Origin of the sequence: Vibrio sp. 10N.286.49.C3, assembly GCF_041469545.1 — a bacterium.
Classification (GTDB): Bacteria; Pseudomonadota; Gammaproteobacteria; order Enterobacterales; family Vibrionaceae; genus Vibrio; species Vibrio tasmaniensis_A.
In genome coordinates this window covers 104315-122625 of record NZ_JBFRKT010000021.1, presented here as the reverse complement: position 1 = coordinate 122625, position 18311 = coordinate 104315, and the positions used below count along the sequence as shown (strand labels likewise).

Annotated in this window: 19 protein-coding genes and 1 pseudogene; 9 read left to right on the top strand and 11 right to left on the bottom strand. The window is 41.5% G+C overall.

Annotated features, from left to right (window positions below):
* Window positions 1-84 precede the first annotated feature (84 nt).
* Window positions 85-996, top strand: a complete 912-nt coding sequence (locus AB4180_RS09565) for a DMT family transporter (protein ID WP_102248776.1) — start codon at window positions 85-87, stop codon at window positions 994-996.
* 45 nt (window positions 997-1041) lie between these two features.
* Window positions 1042-1398: a nuclear transport factor 2 family protein gene (locus AB4180_RS09560; protein WP_017084974.1), complete on the top strand. Its 357-nt coding sequence runs from the start codon at window positions 1042-1044 to the stop codon at window positions 1396-1398.
* Window positions 1399-1558: 160 nt separating this feature from the next.
* Here the strand turns inward: AB4180_RS09560 and AB4180_RS09555 are convergent, their stop codons facing one another.
* From AB4180_RS09555 to AB4180_RS09545, 3 genes are all read right to left on the bottom strand, one after another.
* Window positions 1559-2419: an endonuclease/exonuclease/phosphatase family protein gene (locus AB4180_RS09555; protein ID WP_017082936.1), complete on the bottom strand. Its 861-nt coding sequence runs from the start codon at window positions 2417-2419 to the stop codon at window positions 1559-1561.
* Window positions 2420-2815: 396 nt separating this feature from the next.
* On the bottom strand, window positions 2816-3691 hold the full coding sequence (locus AB4180_RS09550; protein WP_004732622.1) for an NAD(P)-dependent oxidoreductase: 876 nt from the start codon (window positions 3689-3691) through the stop codon (window positions 2816-2818).
* Between the two features lie 12 nt (window positions 3692-3703).
* Window positions 3704-4606 carry a LysR family transcriptional regulator gene (locus AB4180_RS09545; protein WP_029221917.1) on the bottom strand — a complete coding sequence of 301 codons (903 nt, stop codon included), beginning with the start codon at window positions 4604-4606 and terminating at the stop codon, window positions 3704-3706.
* An 84-nt stretch (window positions 4607-4690) separates the two neighbouring features.
* Here AB4180_RS09545 and AB4180_RS09540 point away from each other — a divergent pair, with 84 nt between their 5' ends.
* Entirely contained in the window at window positions 4691-4942 is a 252-nt protein-coding gene (locus AB4180_RS09540; protein WP_017084971.1) for a DUF2798 domain-containing protein, read from the top strand.
* 178 nt (window positions 4943-5120) lie between these two features.
* Here AB4180_RS09540 and AB4180_RS09535 read toward each other — a convergent pair whose 3' ends face one another.
* Window positions 5121-5837, bottom strand: coding sequence for a YebC/PmpR family DNA-binding transcriptional regulator (locus AB4180_RS09535; RefSeq protein ID WP_004732617.1), 717 nt, complete (start codon window positions 5835-5837; stop codon window positions 5121-5123).
* 96 nt (window positions 5838-5933) lie between these two features.
* Window positions 5934-6143, bottom strand: coding sequence for a DUF3283 family protein (locus tag AB4180_RS09530; protein ID WP_004732615.1), 210 nt, complete (start codon window positions 6141-6143; stop codon window positions 5934-5936).
* 386 nt (window positions 6144-6529) lie between these two features.
* Here AB4180_RS09530 and AB4180_RS09525 point away from each other — a divergent pair, with 386 nt between their 5' ends.
* Together AB4180_RS09525 and AB4180_RS09520 are read left to right on the top strand one after the other, a co-directional pair.
* Window positions 6530-6922 (top strand): Rid family detoxifying hydrolase, encoded by a 393-nt coding sequence (locus AB4180_RS09525; RefSeq protein WP_076645019.1) that lies wholly within the window; start codon window positions 6530-6532, stop codon window positions 6920-6922.
* Window positions 6923-7055: 133 nt separating this feature from the next.
* A pseudogene (locus AB4180_RS09520) lies at window positions 7056-7220 on the top strand (regulator); the annotation flags it as partial.
* Window positions 7221-7244: 24 nt separating this feature from the next.
* Here the strand turns inward: AB4180_RS09520 and AB4180_RS09515 are convergent.
* The 5 genes from AB4180_RS09515 to AB4180_RS09495 all read right to left on the bottom strand — a co-directional run bounded on the left by AB4180_RS09515 (window position 7245) and on the right by AB4180_RS09495 (window position 12853).
* Window positions 7245-7760 (bottom strand): hypothetical protein, encoded by a 516-nt coding sequence (locus tag AB4180_RS09515; RefSeq protein ID WP_102248773.1) that lies wholly within the window; start codon window positions 7758-7760, stop codon window positions 7245-7247.
* 391 nt (window positions 7761-8151) lie between these two features.
* Window positions 8152-9438, bottom strand: a complete 1287-nt coding sequence (locus AB4180_RS09510; protein ID WP_102248772.1) for an aromatic amino acid transporter — start codon at window positions 9436-9438, stop codon at window positions 8152-8154.
* 215 nt (window positions 9439-9653) lie between these two features.
* Window positions 9654-10292, bottom strand: a complete 639-nt coding sequence (locus AB4180_RS09505; RefSeq protein ID WP_102248771.1) for a ParB/RepB/Spo0J family partition protein — start codon at window positions 10290-10292, stop codon at window positions 9654-9656.
* Window positions 10282-11559, bottom strand: coding sequence for a DUF3440 domain-containing protein (locus AB4180_RS09500; protein ID WP_102248770.1), 1278 nt, complete (start codon window positions 11557-11559; stop codon window positions 10282-10284). Before AB4180_RS09500 ends, AB4180_RS09505 begins: the two co-directional genes overlap by 11 nt.
* A gap of 163 nt (window positions 11560-11722) precedes the next feature.
* Window positions 11723-12853 (bottom strand): carbohydrate porin, encoded by a 1131-nt coding sequence (locus tag AB4180_RS09495; RefSeq protein WP_017091943.1) that lies wholly within the window; start codon window positions 12851-12853, stop codon window positions 11723-11725.
* A gap of 775 nt (window positions 12854-13628) precedes the next feature.
* Between AB4180_RS09495 and AB4180_RS09490 the strand changes: the two genes are divergently transcribed.
* On the top strand, window positions 13629-13805 hold the full coding sequence (locus tag AB4180_RS09490) for a hypothetical protein (RefSeq protein WP_017082925.1): 177 nt from the start codon (window positions 13629-13631) through the stop codon (window positions 13803-13805).
* A gap of 150 nt (window positions 13806-13955) precedes the next feature.
* Window positions 13956-14561 (top strand): winged helix-turn-helix domain-containing protein, encoded by a 606-nt coding sequence (locus AB4180_RS09485; protein WP_102248769.1) that lies wholly within the window; start codon window positions 13956-13958, stop codon window positions 14559-14561.
* A 68-nt stretch (window positions 14562-14629) separates the two neighbouring features.
* Here the strand turns inward: AB4180_RS09485 and tnaA are convergent, their stop codons facing one another.
* A complete protein-coding gene (gene tnaA / locus AB4180_RS09480; RefSeq protein ID WP_029224450.1) occupies window positions 14630-16045 on the bottom strand; it encodes a tryptophanase in 1416 nt (471 codons plus the stop codon).
* 394 nt (window positions 16046-16439) lie between these two features.
* On the opposite strand from tnaA, the gene AB4180_RS09475 reads away from it, so the two are divergent.
* Both AB4180_RS09475 and AB4180_RS09470 read left to right on the top strand, forming a co-directional pair.
* Window positions 16440-17726: an opine metallophore biosynthesis dehydrogenase gene (locus AB4180_RS09475; protein WP_102248768.1), complete on the top strand. Its 1287-nt coding sequence runs from the start codon at window positions 16440-16442 to the stop codon at window positions 17724-17726.
* Complete coding sequence (locus AB4180_RS09470; RefSeq protein ID WP_338390235.1) at window positions 17686-18246, top strand: GNAT family N-acetyltransferase; 561 nt, start codon at window positions 17686-17688, stop codon at window positions 18244-18246. The genes AB4180_RS09475 and AB4180_RS09470 overlap by 41 nt, the downstream gene beginning before the upstream one ends.
* The last annotated feature ends 65 nt before the right edge of the window (window positions 18247-18311 follow it).

Here is an 18311-nt window from a genome sequence, read left to right as displayed (position 1 = left end):
ACAGTGTGGAGAGTGTAGAGCCTATTCTCTAATCAATCTAGGTCTTTTATGCTGATTTCATCGACTTCAATAATAGAGTAAGACATGAAATCACTGATAAAACCGATAACGGCAAGAAGGCACATAAATGGTATCGGTCGGCAATTCCAGTCTCCGCTATACGTGGTCAGCATTGGCAGTCTTGTCGCCGTAAACTTTGCGTTAGCCAAATATGCTGTGACCATTGGCATTCCACCGGTTGATGTCGCGATAATACCGATAGCAGGTGCCGCTTTATTGTTGATGACGTTATTGGTTATGCGAGGTCAGCTCAACCGAACGGCATTGGTGCATTACCGTTATTATCTTTGGGCTGGTTTACTGGGCGTCGCAATCCCTAATCTGGCGTCAACCTATGCCCTACAATCTCTTAATACCAGTACATTCAGTGTACTCGTCACTTTGTCGCCCATTTTTACCTTGTTATTCACCTTACCTTTTCAAGGGTCCTCGTTAACCTGGCGAAAAGTACTTGGAATCATGGTTGGGGTCGTTGCCGCACTCTCTGTGACTTTGTCACCACAAATGAACACTTCATCCCCTTGGTCAGCACTAGCCATTGCGCTACTCGTACCCATATTTTTGGCCGCTGGCAATGTCTATCGCAGTCGCGCGTTCCCCTCTCTTGCCAATCCAATTGTTCTGGCCGCTGGCATGCTGACACTACAGAGCATGGTATGGCTTCCGTTTACTCATGCGATCGATGGTGAGGTCATTGCAAACGGAACTGGCGTACTTGCGCTGATGGCATGCTTATCGGCACTCAGCTATTTACTGACGTTTCGTTTTCAACGGATCACTGACGGGTTGGGCTTTAGCCAAGTGGGAAATGTGGTGACCGTCGTCGGCGTTTCCATTGGGATCACGTGGTATGGCGAGCCATTAACGCTGCAATTGATCGCATCCGTAATACTGTTGTTGATAAGCCTGTACTTATTTAATCACGCTAAATCTTAATCTCGTTCAAATCCAAATTAGTTCAAATTCAAAGGAGCAACTGCTATGTCACCATTAATCGAACAGACAAAACATCTATATCAAATCGTCGACCAAAAGGATGCCCACGCCCTAATGGCACTACTGCATGATGACGTGTCGTTTCATTTTTCGAACGCCGCACCAGTAGTAGGAAAGCCAGCTGTCGAAGCGGTCAACGCAGCATTCTTTGGATCAATTGAATCAATGACGCATACGTTTTCTGGGATCTACGTAAACGATGATACGGTTGCGTGTGAGGGGCAAGTTGACTATGTGCGCCTAAATGGCAGCTCGTACGCCGCTAAGTTCGCGACTTTCTTATCTTTCAAACAGGGGTTGATACATCAATATAAAATCTTTGCGGATGTCTCTGAATTGTAAGAACTCTTATCCAAGATCTTTTTTATTCTTGGAGATTCTCACCGTAATAACAGCCCCGTAGGATGATAGGGCTTGCAATTCAAAACAGTAGAGTAGGACAAATAAGTCACTACCTAGCCTAAGATAGAGTAGTGACTTAAACAAATTTAAACTGGATAGATTATTGTTCGAGCATTTTCATTTCGACAACAATAGGTAGGTGATCTGTAACCGCAGGCCAATTAGTGTCAGCATACTGTGTATTATTTTGCGGTACAGTTATCTCTTTGATTTTCCAAACTTGCGCTTTGCTGGTCATGACGTAATCCACTTGAATTTCAGGATTACCGGCTGGCCAACTGCGAAAATCGACATTCTGGTCAGTAATATTGTTCCAGTATCGAGAAAGCTCTCGATAGGTCACAGATTCAGGAACATCATTCATGTCGCCAAGCAAAATTTTGATGCCACGTGTATCAATTGCAGTATCGTTCAGCTCTCGAACTTGCCCCACTCGCATTGTTGGATCTTCTTTCGTATCTAAATGAGCATTGAACACTGTTATCGGTGCATTAAAGCCAGGAACGTCGATATGCGCTTCGAATACAATACGTTGCTCACGATTACCTGAAGGAAGCTGGGTGACTTCAGTTTTTAAGATAGGATACTTCGAGGCTATGGCAAGACCATACTGGCCACCATCAAAATCGATGGCACGACCAAATTCAATATTGAGCCCTGTCAGTTCGGCCAACTTTTTAGGCTGATCGACGTTTCCGCTTCGGTCTGTTAATACATCAACTTCTTGAATTGCTACAACATCTGCATTAAGCGCTTTAATCGCTTTAGCAATTTCGGTCAATGATGATACTCGAGCGGCCGCCATATTGAATGTGGCCACTCGTATTGTTGGAGCCTGTTGCTCAGTAAAAGTTTTATCAATCAAATCGGTTTGGGCTTGATAAGGTTCACGGTGTCCTCCAGCCATTGCTGTTGCTGAAATGACTAGGGATAGAGGTAGTAGCAAGCTTTTATATTTCATATCACGCTCTTTTATTTACTAAGTGGTTATTTTTAGAGGTAAATTATTGATCCGAAATATGTGCTAATGTCGTGATATGAATCGCAATATTCTAAGGGTAAAACGCTATAGATCACAAATTGTTACAATTTACATCAAAAATAAGGCTATACCTCAAGTCTAATTTGAGATTACGTTTGTAAAAATGCCTATAAACCACCGAACCAAAAAAATATCGTTTATTAAATCAGTGCCTTACTTGTTTTTCTATCATTTTTTTTTGTGTGAATTATCCTAATTGATATTATTTAATGAGTTTTAAACAAACGCTTTCACTGCATTCCTAAGTTCACACAAACAAAAATAGCCGCTAATCAGCGGCTATTTTTAGTTATCTAAACGAAGCTTCTATTACTTCTACTTCTTCGTCTCTTCAACCACGGCTTTCATCAATACTGATGTATCCATGCGGCCTTGTCCTTCAGCAGACAATGCCTTGTAAGCGTTGTTGGTTTTTTCAGTCAGTGGAAGCTGGATGCCTTGGCGCTCTGCTTCATCTAGACAGAAACCTAAGTCTTTGATCATCCAATCAATTGCAAAACCGAAGTCGAACTTGTCTTGCGCCATTGTGGTCGCGCGGTTTTCCATCTGCCATGAACCCGCAGCGCCGTTTTTAAGGCAATCAACCAGAGTTGGGATATCCAAACCTGATTTTTCAGCAAGTACCAAGCCTTCAGATAAACCGTTCAATACACCCGCGATGCAGATCTGATTAACCATTTTTGCGCGTTGGCCTTGGCCGACTTTACCCATCAGAACTGACGATTTTCCGTAAGCTTCGAATACAGGTTGAAGGTCGTTGAAAAGCGCTTGTTCACCACCACACATGATGGTTAACACGCCGTTTTCTGCGCCCGCTTGACCACCAGACACTGGTGCATCCATAAAGCGAATACCTGCTTGCTTCGCAACCACTTCAAGCTCTTCAGACAGAACTGCCGACGTTGTGGTGTGATCGACAAGAATTGCGTTTGGCTTCATTGCTGCCAATGCGCCTGTTTCGCTGGTTGTCATGCTGCGCACGTCGTCATCGTTGCCCACACAAACCAATACTACGTCAGCTTCCGCTACACATTCAGCCACAGATTCTGCCGCTTTACCTTGGTGTTTATCAGCCCAGTCTAGCGCTTTGCTGTGAGTGCGGTTAAATACCGTTACTTCAAAACCGGCTTTGACTAGGTGGCCTGCCATTGGGAAGCCCATAACGCCTAGCCCGATAAAACTTACTTTCATTTCTTTCTCCTTTTATTTGACCAAGTCATCGCTATGAAAAGATCGAACACTCTCAATCAGTGCATCAATAAGCAGGGTCAAAGCCTTTGGCTGATATTTTCTTTCTTTGTACACTAAATACGCTTGGCGATCACCCCGATGATACTCAGGGAGCACTTGAATCAGATTCATCTCAGGGGATACATGACGAAAAGGCAATGAAGCAAGCCCCAAGCCTTTTTGCGCCGCGGCCGCCACCGCATGGATATCGTTGACGATGAACTTGGGTTTAATCGTGATCATCTGCTCTAAGCGATCGGATTTGTAGAGCGGCATATCAAATACATCATCGACATTAATCCAATCTTGCAGCTCCAGATCGTCCGGCTTTTCTATTGTTTCACGCGAATCCAAATATTCTTGGCTCGCGAAAAATCCGTGTTTGGCCTTGAAAAGTGGACGAGCAATCATGCCTTCCATATCCGAGATTTTAAACGTGATCAGTAAGTCACGATCGGTCTGCGGAATAAGCTGTTGCTGGCTCAGGGTTAGGTCGAGCTGAACGTTCGGATATTGAGTGAGGAATTGCTCTACTGTCGACCCTAGAAAGCCACTATAGAAGTTATGAGGCACTGCGAGCTTAATCTTGCCTTGGATAGCATCACGCTCTTCCAACAAGCTATTAAAGCCTTGATGGATAGACTCCATGCCACTGCTCAGTGCAGCAAAGGCCGCCTCGCCGTCTTTGGTGGCCACCAGCTCACGACCTTTCTTTTCTAAAAGTCGGATATTCAGGCGCTCTTCCAATGCGGTTAACCGACGCGACATGGTCGATACAGGCAATTGCAGCCGTTTAGAGGCCGATAGCAAAGAGCCCTCTTCAACCACTGCACAGAATAAGAACAGATCATCAATGTTTCCAAATATGGAATTCATGCTTCTATATGTGCCTATTTTTCTCACTAATGGATAGATGTAACCTTATCTCATCAACAACAGAAAATCACGGGAGAACACTGTATGAACAACAAACAATTTTGGGTAACCGCGATTTTATCCTCCCTGACCATGGCGACCATCATGTCTGGGTTAATTTCTGGCTACAAAATGGGATTCAGCCACGAATGGCCGCCAATCTGGCTGCAAAGCTTTTTGATTGCTTGGCCGTGTGCCATCACGCTCAACCTCACCGTGCTCCCTTTGATCAGAAAACTCTCAGCATGGATTTGTCGCCCGAGAACGCTTTGCGTACCAGAGATCACAGAACGATGATCAAGGGCTAATGTTCAGGAGCTATGACCTAGGTTCTTCCACCAAAGAGCTACGATAAAAAAGCTATGTTCACAGATAAATGCCTAAATTACGCCCATAAAAAAACCGAGCACTAGGCTCGGTTTTTTGTATTCTACATTCTACTCACAAGAGCAAAGCTATCAATTATTGATTGATATTACAGCTCAGCGTTGTGGTAAACCTGCTGAACGTCATCACAGTCGTCAAGCATGTCTAAGAACTTCTGGAACTTCTCAGAATCTTCTTCAGCTACTGGCGTAGTTGTTTGAGGAACGAAAGTGATTTCCTCAACGTCTAGCGTTAGCTCAGGGAACGCAGTGTGTAATGCAGTCTTCGTTTTGAAGAACTCAGTCGTTGGAGCGAATACAGTGATAACACCGTCTTCTAGCTCAACGTCAGTCACGTCTACGTCTTCCATCATTAGCGTTTCTAGGATGATCTCGTCATCTTCACCAGCAAACTGGAATACAGCTTGGTGAGCGAACATGTGAGAAACAGTACCTTCAACACCGATTTTCGCACCAGTTTTAACGAAACATTGGCGAACGTCTTGGAAAGTACGGTTACCGTTGTCAGTTAGACAGTCAACGATTACGCTTGTGCCACCTGGGCCAAAACCTTCGTAACGAGCTGGTTGGAAGTCTTCACCGCCGCCGCCGTTCGCTTTATCGATCGCTTTGTCGATAACGTGAGCGGGTACTTGGTCTTTCTTCGCTTTAGCAATCAGGTGCTTAAGAGGTAAGTTCATGTCTGGGTCAGAGCTGCCGTTCTTAGCCAGTACGTAAATCTCTTTACCGTATTTAGAATAAACTTTAATTTTTGCGCCTGCAGTTTTCGCCATTGAGGCCTTGCGCACTTCAAAACTTCTTCCCATCGGGATCTTCTCTCTGATTCAATTAACGGTGCAAATTCTAGCAAATTACTGCGTCATTTCAATTCAACAGCTTTGCTGGGTAAGGTTTGTCTGCGTTTATGCGACACCCATTACTCGTTTGTATTTTTCAACAGACTGATCAAACCAAGCCTTTTCTTCTGGATCACCTAGCTTCATTGCTTCTTCAACAATGGCTTCAGGGCCACATTTCGCTTGCTTCAGTTTCCATACAAGAAACGATGCCTGCTTATCCAGTTCGATTTTATTTTTCTCACTGGGTGGAAGGAGTGAAAGGTTGATAGACATTATTAGCCTTCGTCTGTAATACGCTTGGCCGAGAAATATATCATAGAGCAGCCTCATAAAACCAATACTATGAGCAATAGTGGGGGTTGTAGGACGAGAAAGCAGCAAGTCGCTGATGCAGGTCAAGCAACTTTGGGAAAGTGCGTTTGGCTGAAGAGCCGCTATAAGCTGAAAGGCGGAGATTGGAATGGTTAAATTGCGATGAACTTGCTTAATCAATAGCGCACCGTCCTGCTCAGTATGTAACTACCGTTTACAGCTCATTTGCTCGATTAGAAAGGAAGGGAGTATTAAAATTCAGTTTTAATTATGATTAAATAATAAGTGTTTTTTTAATCAAACCGATAGTGTTGATGTTTCATTCACAAACACGGTTAAATTAAAATATGCGCAAAATCATTGATACTCAAGCAGCCCCAAAAGCGATCGGACCATATTCTCAAGGGGTCATCACCGGTGGGCTAATTTTCACTTCAGGTCAATTACCATTGAGTCCTCATACCGGACTTTTGGTCAAAAGTAGTCTGGAGAAGCAAACCGTGCAGTGTCTAGAGAACATGAGAGCGATTTTGCTCCATGCAGACGCTGACATGTCAGATGTAGTGAAAACAACCGTCTACCTTACCGATATGATAAGCTTTTCCGTGGTAAATGAAATTTATAACGATTTCTTTATTAAGAACGGCGCCAATTTTTTCCCCGCGAGAACCTGCATCGAAGTATCGAAACTTCCTCTCAATGCCCTGATTGAAATAGAGGCCGTAGCTGTCGCGCCTTAGTTGTTATTCGTTTCGTTTTTTAGCCCCAGCTTAGAGCTGGGGTTACCTATTTAGTGCGCACTTTGTCTGCTTATGCTCAATCGTGCAAACCTCCTTGAATCAGTGCGACCTCTTGTATTTAGAGGTTTTATCATTGAAGTATCGCGAAATGAGTAAGAATTACATTTTTCGAGAGTTAGAGTGCCAAATGACGAAGGAAGAGGTTGCTGAACTGTGTTTTAAAACTGTGAGGACTGTCACGAGTTGGGATGAAGGAAAACCGATACATCCGGAGTGTAAAAGGCTCATGCGTATGTCTTACTGTAAAGGATGGCGTAGTTTTTTAAGGCTCGGACAATGTTTTCATCAATTTTCGAGCTGCTTGAACCAGAGAATCTCGCTCTGCAATTAAGTTGCTATAGACCTCTCCAGTTTTATTTAAATGTTCTATTGAGGGAGCATTTGAATCTTGTTCTAGCTTTAGCTTTGCACCTTCAACAAGGAAAGAACGGTAGCAAATCTCCGCATTAGACAGTGAGTTAACTTGCTCATCCAGCTCTTCAAAATAAATCGCATTCAAAGCTGCAATTTTTGCCATGGGTGATTGTTCGATCGTTTCGTCACTTCCAAAAAAGTAATAGTTCTCTTGTTTCTTTAACCAAACACTAATTTCAAAGCATTCAATTACTATTAACTCCAGCTTCGAGCGCCTCTCTGCGAGTTTATTCGCGTTTGAATTTAATCTATGGGTGTAATTGCTTCCAACTAAAGCCCCAACAAGAGCAATTAAGGCTCCACTAACAACTGGGATTATTGAGGTTGCCAATTCATATAACTCTGAAGTTTGAGGTGCGTCCATACTAAAGGTCCTTGACTGCTATCTGACAGAAAGTTTATATGTTTGAATATAAAAATTTTGATGTCTATTTTTTGTTGATGCAATTCTACTAACAATTGTCTATTACGAACAATGACTTATAGTTACAAGTGAGATGGTTGAATCATTCTGTCTTGTTTGAAGTAGATAACTAGCGCGCAGCTTGCATCTAGAGCGGGTTAGGTGAGGCTGATAGCTAGGTCGAATTTACCCCCGTGATACATAACAGGAAAAAGCAAAAATATACGGGTAGCTCTAAAGATTAAATATAACGTTACAGAGTCACTGCTAGGTTGAGGGTCACTAGCCCTAATTTGAAGGTTTTTGGGTAGAAGATTAAGTGACACGGTGTGCCACTTAATAATTAATAAGGTTAGACTCCGTCAAAAACGGGCAGTGCTTCGAACATAACTAATACGTTGATAATAATGATACTCACACCGTAAACAAATACACCAATCAACACCAACTCTCCTCCAGGCACTTGGTAAGGCTTCGATTTTTGCTGGTCCTCTTCACTCTCTTCAAGGTTATAAAACGCTGGTCTTTGCAGCCTTGATTTCCTTGCTAACAATGCAGGTACGATGCACGCCCAAATAGCCGCGGCCGATGCGGCATAACCAATGGCTGTAAGAAAGCCGAAAGGAAAGAGAAGGGAAAAAATAAGCGGCGGAATAAATGTAACCGCCCAAGTTTTAGTTCTTCCTTTGGATGTAGCATCAAATTGAAAGAGGTCAGCCAAAAAATCAAACACACCCAAGCCTACCCCTACAAAGCTCGACAAAATGGCAGCCGCAGAAAAAGCACTAATCACATTTGATAAAGTTTCTTCAGCCAAGACCGCTTTTAAGCTAATCAACAAGGTATCGATATTGCCGCCTTCGGCAATAATGGGGCCGAAGCTAAATCTTGGTAAATTACCATAAATACTTAATAACCAAACGGTGTAAATAAAAAGCGCAATAAGTGTTCCACCTACAATAGCCCTTTGTGCGAGCCTTTCTTCAAGGTAGTAATCTCGTAATGTAGATACACTGTGGTGATACCCAAATGCAGTTAAAGCAATGGGAAAAAAGACCCACACGTACTGTGCATACTCAAATTTTAGATGAGCAACATCAAGCAAGGTACTAAGGTTAACGTTGAACCAAAGGCCTGCAGTGCCAAAACTAAAACTGATGATCATAAATAGCATTAACACGATAGAAATACGGTCAACCGTTTTTGTTGAATGCCAAACTAATACTGAAAATATAAGCACAAAAAGAATAGAAGCGAGTTTTGGGGCCAGGCCAAAGTATTCATTAATAATCAGCCCGGATGAGGTGATGTAAGCGTACAGTAAAATCCCCCCTACAAAATAAATCATTAAGTTATTTAGAAAATTAATCTCTTTCCCTAGCAAGTCTTTAGTGATGGAAGAAAAAGACGACCTGTACGGGTAATCCTTTAGAACTTCAAGCAATAGACAACCACTGGTTGTCATGATGAGCATAGTGAAGAGCAAAGCCATTAAAGCACCGATGGTCCAGACCCCAGCACCAGCAGCGGGGAGCCCAAGCATACCAGCACCGATGCAAATGCATGCGACGATACAGGCACCTCCAATCACTGAAGGCGGTTTGGTTGTCATTGTCTGTTTCTGTTTCATACTATCCATAAATGAATACCTTTCCTTTCGTTGGTTCACATTGCTTTCTTAGACGCGGTTATCCGATTCTTTTTTTAGTGGATTTGGCGTTCAAAAAAAGCGCTAGAGTCATCGACTTTAGCGCTTAAATTTCAGAGTGAAATAGTAATTAAATACTAAATTAGGATCATATTTGGACATCTACAGAATAACGTTCGTGTTGTTTTTGGCTTCTAGAAAAATAATTACTCCCATGCTTGTGAAAAGTCCTGATCTTTAAAAGCAGCAGCAAGCCCAGTGACCTGCTGCAATCGTAAAACTTCATCTTTATCCATTCCCAGTTCGTAGCAAATCTTATGATTTGTCCATCCCATGTCTTTAAGCTGGATAAGCAAAGCAGCTGTAAGCTCGACTTGATGTGAACCACGAGCAAGATTATGACGAACCGAAGTCGACATACACTTTTCTTCAGGCAAACTAAGCACCACTGCGGGTACGTAGCCCTTTAAGGCTTGCAGTTCGGGGTGATTTAATAATAATTGATAGCGATGACAACCATCGATGACGACATATTTTTTCACCGAAGTATTCAAACAACTGACTAAAATAGGCATAGTTACGCCATTTTTCTCCATCGACGTTTTTAGAAGTTTACTTTCTGGAGGCGCCATTTTATTTGGGTTGTATTGGTTAGCTTCTATCTCATCAAGTGGGATCATTTCAACATGACAAGCTGGCGGTAAGTCAGGAATAAGCTCGATGAGTACTTTGACTGCTTTATTGTAAATTGCGACCTTATCAATGATTTGTTTGTTCGTGTTATTGATAGATTTCAACCGCTTCTTGGGGCGGTGCTGATAAGCTTGAGTAGGTTCACTTTCCATTCGTATTACTCTCTTCTCCATAAAGGGCATGGTATTTTTTTGCTAAGGACTTGTTGTACCCAAAAGAGAGCCCTCGGCACCAATAGTCATTTTTAATCAGTACTTTACAAATTCTTCTCCAACTAGGAACTTGCTTTTTAGATTCCAATTTACTCTCTGCGTAGTCAGGGATGCAGGTCACTCCTTTTTGAGGACCGTTTTTACGCCACCACTGTAAGAACTTAAAAATTCGGTCTCGGTAATGTTTTTCTACATGTGGCGGCATGGTTTTCAAAAGGTATTTACTGTATTGCCGGTAGCTAAGTCCCGGTGGTAATTCAAATCGATAATAACCAAGGATACGCCCCTGACTTTTTGAGTATCGAGCACCAAAGTTACACCCTTCTACTCTGGCAACTAGTTTTTGCCAGGTATCAGGTTCTAATATTTGATATAGCCACAAACCTTTTCTTTGCTCATCTCCAAAAGGTTGGCAAAGCCGCTGCTGTGAAAGAGGGACGCCGGCCTTATGCATTAAGTCGTAAATACGGTTGTAATCCCAATTGAAGCGCGAGTTCGCGACCCAAATATCTGGAGTTTTCCAATCATAAAGAGGGTAAGCCATATAGACGTCGCCCTGCATTTGAGTCGTCCAATATTTATCATCAAATTTCTTTTTGGCACGATTTTTAATAGTTTTAAAACGATGTAAAGACTCATCCGCTCGTATACCAATGAGCACAGCAATTGGTGTGCCTTTCTTTTTTTGGTACCAATGAGCAAATTTAAAGACGAAATCCTCAAATTCCATGCCTTTTTTAAAAAACGAGAGATGCTCCAGATCAGAAATCACGCCTTCATGTTGTGGTATTTCTCTAACCCATTGCGCTTCCTTATCTGGATCCCAACAAAGCCATTTAGGCTGAAATTGTGAAATTGAATTTCTTAAACTAAGCGGTAAGCAAACCCAGTATGGGTTTACTTCGCCACGAAGTACCATACGCTCAATAAAAGCATGAGTTTCGTGGTATTGGGCTTCGAAGTCTACGATGAGTACATCAACAGGTAGTCGGCCACGTTTTTTTGATTCTTGGATAGTTAAGTTCAAAAGAACACCAGAATCTTTCCCTCCGGAAAACGATACATAAAAGTGGCTAAAGTTGTCGAGAAGGTACAATATTCTTTGGCGCGCTCCTTCGAGCACATTGTAATCCTGCTGAATCTTGTCTCGAGAGAAGTAACCTTTTCTTCTTCCTTTACTAATACTAAGTAGGCGCTTGGTAGTCATGGGTTCACGAATGTCATTTAATATTCAAACCAAGGTACGTAAATTTCGTGTTTTTTATAAATTAATTATTGGTAATTAATTCAATTTCTAGGTACCGATTTGAAGCCTCATCGTAAAGAGCCGCTCTCCCGTTGTGATTTAGGAAAGAACGGCTTGGCTTACATTAAAAACCGAAGTGAAGGTTGCCTCTTAAACCTATAATCCAACTGTCATCGGCTTTTGAGTTAAACGGTAAAGTGTGAAGATATTGCACATTAGGAGTTAACGAGAGAGCCCCCCAATTCATGCGGTAATAGATTTCTGAATTATAAGAATCATCTAGTTCGGCATTAGGCTTAGCCCAACCTAGAGCGATACCAAGCGTGCCAGGCCCTACCCCACTATATCCTGTGCCAAACACGACCGAAGATTTGTATAGAGCCTCAGGTCCTTGCGCGACACCGGCTCTGAAAAATGGTATCCATGAGCCGGTTTTATATATGGATGACCAATTTGCGCCATAGTTTTCGCTAGCTTGCTCTTTTGGCCCATCACTGTGCCAAACTGTTAGGTGTGAATTCTTCAAATAAAAATCGTCTTTCGACTCCACCCAACCTATTTCTAGGGACTTAAAATATTGATTATCATTGATGAACTGTTCAACACCATCGAAAGGCTTAGTCGAATCAGCTTTTGCATCAGAGAAACTTGCATAAAAATAATAGTTTTCCGACATCATATGGCGTAGAACACCGCCGAATGTTGATTCATCTGGGATTGGGATGGAACCGGAACCGGTACTAAACTGTAAGTTAGAAAAACCATAGTAAGGGTTACCCAACTGATAAGTATCAACATAATCAGTCGTATCTAAAAAGCCAACCATCATATCGGTAGATTGTTTATTAAAGGTTTGTGTCCAATAAAGATTCGTTAACCTTAAACCTATATCACTAAAAGCTGGTTGGATTAAGCCAAACCCTCCGACATTACCCATGACAAATTCAGAGGGCGTACTATCTGTATAACCGTGCTTATGATCAACCCTCAGCTGCAAAGCTCCGGTATCACTCTCTTTTTGGTAAGCTAGCCAATTCAATGTAATCCGTGCAATACCAGCTGCCGCACTGCTGTCTTTGTTCGGCAAGCTCTCACTGGACGTTAAACCATAAACATAATAATCCACAGCTCCCTTTAGAGCTTTATCTTCAGCCGCATTCGTCAAGGTTGGCGTGCCAACGACAAACATTACGGCTCCCAAAAGCGTTAGCCAAAAACGCTTTGTCTTTTTCGTAAATGGTACATTCTCGCTCATATCAATAACTTCCTGTTGTTGTCATGGTAGTTGTACAGCTCGGCTCAACTTTTGTTAGTCAGAAGGTATTAAGAGGGGTTTGAAAAATGAATTCTTGTAATTAATGGGTAATTTATGGGCTCATCTTTATCAACTTTTCTCCTTGCACAAACAGAAAGTGAAAGGGGAAATACAGATGTTACACAACAGCGTATAGGAAAAGTTTCAATCAGGTCTAAAAGCCTTAACCAAACAAGGTTCACCTAAAATGGAGTGGCTCCGTTTAACGTATTGAACAGCAAAACATGTTTGTTTGTAAGAAGGAAAATGACAGAGTTTCTGATATGATCTTGGTCACTTAAAAATAGGACGACTACAAGTAACACTGCCCAGTAATGAATAACAAAGTTGGTTTTGGGGAACTTTGCTATCAAATATATAGAGGGTGACTTCATCCTTATGTGCCCAAAAGATTTGGCAAAATGCAAGAGTCGCTGGTTCCTAAGAACCAACGGTAAAATTATGCGAGCGACCTGACAAATCTTCCAATAATTTATAACTAATAAATGAAGCGAGAGCCTTTATTAAATCCCGCATCTCCCCCCCACGCCCAGAACAATCAAAGTGCATAATTATAATTCAATCCTAGTAAGTCAGAGTCTATCTCGTCCTCCTTTCCTGTATGAAAGAGGTGTCTGGAGGTAATTAATAATCATTTTTTATTAAAACTACGTCGTCTCTAAAGATAAAATCAAGAAGATTTATATGAATAAATTCTCAAAAGGATTACGAATTTATGGACACACTTATATGCCGTTCTTTCCAATCATTTATCGACTTCTGCGACAACGAGATCGTTGAGGGCAAAAATGTTCATTGCACCTTTAAAGCCTGTAAGGACAATGACTGGCGTTGGATGAAGATCTACTTAGAAAACAAAGGAGGTAAAAATCTCACGTTCAGTTTTATATAAAACAGATAGCACCATCTGATGTGCAAAAAACTTACACTTCAATTCAAATTTTATTCACAAATTTATTAATAATATTCAAAATATGAGCCATTATATAAAATCCTAGGGGTGCAATTTAATCCCCCTTCTCTAGGTATATGGAGAAACACTATGTTAAGAGCACAACTGGACAACGTAAAACTGCCTATAGGTAATTGTGTACTGCAAAGAGACGAATCGGGGGCTCAACTCCTCCTCAGTAATCAAAAATCATTTTCAATCACTCTACCTGAAAGCTGCATATTAGAAACTCTGATCCAAAAAGAAGAATTTATTTCGACTAAAGAAGAGCTGATCATTGCTGCGTGGGGGAACCCGGATATCATCGGCCCTAACTCTTTGCCAGTCGCTATTACCAACCTCAGAAAAGTCTTAGAACTTGATAGTATCAAAATCGTAAATGTTCCAAGAAAAGGTTACAAGATCCACATTCCTGAGTTTGAAACTTCGCTAGACCCACCGAAACAGATAAAGTTACCTCGTTCTAACTACTTAAGACTCTACCAATGGGCTCTTGTTGGCCTATCTTCCACCATCCTCTCTGTACTAATAATCAGCTATTTCTACTTCTGGCACGAATTTGACATCGTCAACGTCAACGTCAATAACCAATCGAGCCAAATCTGCCTAACTAAAAAGGATGAACTTCAATTCATCTTAGCCTCTCAAAACAACTTAGCTTCTCAGCCCCAGAAAAACTATCACGCTAACCCATAACCCTCGTTGCTTGAATTTTTTCAGATAAAAGAGAGGTAGCCCCTTTGCTGTGTGCAAAGGGGCACAACTTAAAGTGCAGGTTCCAATGTAGCGTTAAAGTGTCTCAATACCTTAGGCTCATAAGTAAACTTTAAACCTGCAATTGATGAAGCACGTTTCTTCACTTCTTTAAAAGCAGCAATAATGTAATCAAGGTGGGCCTGTGTATAGGTTGCTCTGGGAATAGCTAAACGAAACAATTCAGCCGGGCAAGGAAGCTGCTTTCCTGTTTCAGGATCACACCCTAGTAATAAAGAACCGATTTCTGCACCTCGAATACCTGCCACTTTATAAAGCTCACAAGACAAAGCATGTCCAGGAAACTGTTCTGGTGAGATATGAGGTAATAATGCACCGGCATCAACAAAGGCAGCATGCCCACCCGCTTGCTGGCAACGGACCCCTAACGCTTCTAGGCCGTTCACTAAGTATTCGACTTGCTGCAAACGTGATGCTAACCAGTCTTCTTCCATTCCATCATAAAGTCCAACAGCCAAACGTTCCATCGCTCCACCTTCTAGACCCCCATATGTTGGAAAGCCCTCCAATAACACACATAGTGTTTTGCATTCCAACTGCACATCTAAGAAGCTATCGTCTTTGAAAGCGAGTAGCCCACCAATAGGAACCATGGCATCTTTTTTCGCTGACATAGCAAAGAGATCGGCATATTTAAAAGCTTCGCTAGTTATCTCTTGAACACTCCAGTCGGCATAGCCCTCTTCACGCTGCTTAACAAAGTAAGCGTTCTCTGCGAATCGGGCACAGTCCATAACAACTGGAATATCGTGAGACTGCGCTAATTCATAAACAGCCTTCAAATTGGCAAGAGAAACAGGCTGACCACCTGCAGAGTTACAAGTAATCGTACTTACGATATAGGGCACATTTTTAGCACCGATCTCTTCGATTCCTGCCGCGAGTGCTTCCAAGTCAAAATTACCTTTAAAATCACTCTTAATTTCAGTATTAAAAGCTTCAGGTGAAGGAACGTTGATCACTCGACAATTATTATGCTGAGTGTGCCCTTGAGTAGTATCAAAAAAATAATTTGAAAATGCGGCCATTTTGCCTCGTTCGAGCCCCTGATCTCGCTCACGTTTGTTAATCAGGGCAGGGACATATAACTGCTCGGCACCACGTCCTTGGTGTGTAGGAATAGTAAACTGATAGCCAAAGATGTCTTTTACCGCTTGGCTAAGCGTTCGATAACTTCGACTGCCACTGTACGCCTCATCTCCCCTTAGCATTGCAGACTGCATCTCCTGCGTGACAGCTCCCGTTCCACTGTCGGTCAAGAGATCAATAAACACTTTGTCGCTATCCAACAAGAAAGGGTTATATCCCGCTTTCATTAGCGCCTGTTCTCGCTCACGTTCCGTTGTTCTTTTAACAGGCTCGATCACCCTAATTCGATAAGGCTCTGGCAAATAGTGTGAATCCATTGGCTGTTCTTGGTTATTGCTAGTTGCTGACATAGGTATCTCTCCAGACATTTTGATTCTTAAGGATAAGTTGGTTAGACGTAGGTGAAGCATTCCAGCGATACTAGATACCTCAACCGACCCAATCAAAATGAATCAAATAAATACGGCAGGGTATTAATTTCAGCGTAAATTAACGATTAATTAATCGATGGCCTACCCCAAACAACTTTAAATAAAGCATCAGAATCTATGAAACATTCTTCCTCAAGAAGATGGTTTCACCTCAATTAATAATAATAATTAAATAAACAACGAAATTTTAAATTGCCACGATGAAGTGGTGTTATTGAGAATAAAACAGCGAAGATGCCGAAAGGTATTTAAAGAAAACATTCACATTGAGAGTCACATCATGATTTTAGGCAACACATTGGTTGTTGGTGCCGGCCCTGCCGGTATTCAAACGAGCCAAATCCTAGCTCCTTTTAGTCAAAAAATAGCCCTCATCAGCAAGAGTTCCCATCAATGGGAAACTAGAAAAAGACTAATGAAACAACATGGGTACTTAGCTAGTTGCGAGGTAAACAAACCACAATTAGCACCGCTCGTCGGGCTAGTTAGATTTAATGAGTTCTATACTGAATTATCTCCCCTTCCCTCCTATTGGGATACTTTAGTTTTAGCCACTCCAGCTCACACCTATTGCGACGTATTGTCTTCCTTTTCTGAGCTTTGCTTAAAGAATTTAAAACAAATCATTCTTATGTCTTCAATGATTGGTGGATGTCTTATTTTAAAAGGGATGTTAAAAAAGATAGGAGCATCTCCAAATATAATCCTATTCTCTAACTATTTTGCGACCTCTTATTTTACCTCTAACCCAACGCAGAAACACCCGCTTACCGTCATAACCAAAACAGTAAAAAAAAGGGTTTACCTTTACCTATCCGAATCCAATGATATTTTATTGAACGCCTTACGAAACGCCTTAGAAAAGGTTGATGTGCAAGTCATCCCTTTAGATAACCCGTTCAGTGTGGAAGGCAGAAATATTGCTACTTATGTACACCCTGTTTTTTTTATCAATACGTTTGCATTAGATCATATTTTGTCTAATGAAGACGAAGTTAAGTACATGTATAAGCTGTACCCAGAAGGGCCAATCACCATAGGTTTGATTCGGAATTTACTGCTTCATTGGAAGTCAGTGTCTCGCCTACTTGAACATTACTCAGCTCAACCAATTAACCTGTTGCTGTTGTTAAATGATGAACATCACCGAGTACATGAAACGACAATTCCTAAGGATAAAATCGATTCTTTCAACGAGCTTGATCAAGTAGAACAGGAATACCTACTCTACGTACGATATAGCTCAATGCTGATTAATCCAGACCCACTTTCCGAATCCGAACACAACAGCAGAGTTTTTGACGATTCAGCGAAGCCTTATATCAAGGGACAAGTCAGAAAAGGAAAGCTACAACTCCCCAAAAATCCACTGGAAGCTCTGCAAACACTTTACTGGTTAAATCACCTAGCTCAACACTCCAATCTAATCTCGTCTGGAACATTTCAATCAATAGAAGTATTTGAACATTGGATAAAAGAAAGGAACTTGCCAAGTGCTTTAATCCAAGCACTAAAACAGCGCGCGGATGAATATTACGAACATACAAAAACGTCTATCTGCCAATAAATTAAGTTTAATTACTAGTGGTTATTCTAATCAGTTACTTAGCATCTTAGACGTTTTGCGTCAGAAGAATAACCGTAGAAAAAGGAGATTTAAGGTGTTAATTAGAAAAGCGACTCTCAACGATCTATTCTCTATCAATGCTTTGTGTCACGAACAATTAACCGGCAGCCACAGTAATATTAGTCATTCGAATAAAGATAGGAACAAATACAGTTTAAGTGACTACAACTTAAGTAAGTTAAGAATCATTGATTTACTTTTCACGGAGTCATTACTCAAGGAGAAGCTGAACAATAAAAATGTCTATTTTTTTGTCGCTGAAACAAAGAAAAAGACAGTTGTGGGTTACCTCATGGTTAGTGTCCACGCACAAAAAAGATCAATAATTTCACAGCATACACCTCAGTTCTACGCTTATATAGAACGATTTTATGTGTCGTACAAATACCATGGAAAAGGTATCGAATTAGCATTACTTAACAGCTTTGATTATTGGAAAAAATACAAATCTGCGCACTAAAGAGTTATCTCTAAAAGCCGCTAACAGTCGCCGATATTCAGATTAATATCGGCAACTTGCGACAC

Excerpts from the sequence above, each read along its gene's own strand:
- AB4180_RS09565 (WP_102248776.1), top strand. The coding sequence starts at position 85 with ATGAAATCACTGATAAAACCGATAACGGCAAGAAGGCACATAAATGGT.
- AB4180_RS09560 (WP_017084974.1), top strand. The coding sequence starts at position 1,042 with ATGTCACCATTAATCGAACAGACAAAACATCTATATCAAATCGTCGAC.
- AB4180_RS09555 (WP_017082936.1), bottom strand. The coding sequence starts at position 2,419 with ATGAAATATAAAAGCTTGCTACTACCTCTATCCCTAGTCATTTCAGCA.
- AB4180_RS09550 (WP_004732622.1), bottom strand. The coding sequence starts at position 3,691 with ATGAAAGTAAGTTTTATCGGGCTAGGCGTTATGGGCTTCCCAATGGCA.
- AB4180_RS09545 (WP_029221917.1), bottom strand. The coding sequence starts at position 4,606 with ATGAATTCCATATTTGGAAACATTGATGATCTGTTCTTATTCTGTGCA.
- AB4180_RS09540 (WP_017084971.1), top strand. The coding sequence starts at position 4,691 with ATGAACAACAAACAATTTTGGGTAACCGCGATTTTATCCTCCCTGACC.
- AB4180_RS09535 (WP_004732617.1), bottom strand. The coding sequence starts at position 5,837 with ATGGGAAGAAGTTTTGAAGTGCGCAAGGCCTCAATGGCGAAAACTGCA.
- AB4180_RS09530 (WP_004732615.1), bottom strand. The coding sequence starts at position 6,143 with ATGTCTATCAACCTTTCACTCCTTCCACCCAGTGAGAAAAATAAAATC.
- AB4180_RS09525 (WP_076645019.1), top strand. The coding sequence starts at position 6,530 with ATGCGCAAAATCATTGATACTCAAGCAGCCCCAAAAGCGATCGGACCA.
- AB4180_RS09515 (WP_102248773.1), bottom strand. The coding sequence starts at position 7,760 with ATGGACGCACCTCAAACTTCAGAGTTATATGAATTGGCAACCTCAATA.
- AB4180_RS09510 (WP_102248772.1), bottom strand. The coding sequence starts at position 9,438 with ATGGATAGTATGAAACAGAAACAGACAATGACAACCAAACCGCCTTCA.
- AB4180_RS09505 (WP_102248771.1), bottom strand. The coding sequence starts at position 10,292 with ATGGAAAGTGAACCTACTCAAGCTTATCAGCACCGCCCCAAGAAGCGG.
- AB4180_RS09500 (WP_102248770.1), bottom strand. The coding sequence starts at position 11,559 with ATGACTACCAAGCGCCTACTTAGTATTAGTAAAGGAAGAAGAAAAGGT.
- AB4180_RS09495 (WP_017091943.1), bottom strand. The coding sequence starts at position 12,853 with ATGAGCGAGAATGTACCATTTACGAAAAAGACAAAGCGTTTTTGGCTA.
- AB4180_RS09490 (WP_017082925.1), top strand. The coding sequence starts at position 13,629 with ATGGACACACTTATATGCCGTTCTTTCCAATCATTTATCGACTTCTGC.
- AB4180_RS09485 (WP_102248769.1), top strand. The coding sequence starts at position 13,956 with ATGTTAAGAGCACAACTGGACAACGTAAAACTGCCTATAGGTAATTGT.
- tnaA (WP_029224450.1), bottom strand. The coding sequence starts at position 16,045 with ATGGATTCACACTATTTGCCAGAGCCTTATCGAATTAGGGTGATCGAG.
- AB4180_RS09475 (WP_102248768.1), top strand. The coding sequence starts at position 16,440 with ATGATTTTAGGCAACACATTGGTTGTTGGTGCCGGCCCTGCCGGTATT.
- AB4180_RS09470 (WP_338390235.1), top strand. The coding sequence starts at position 17,686 with ATGAATATTACGAACATACAAAAACGTCTATCTGCCAATAAATTAAGT.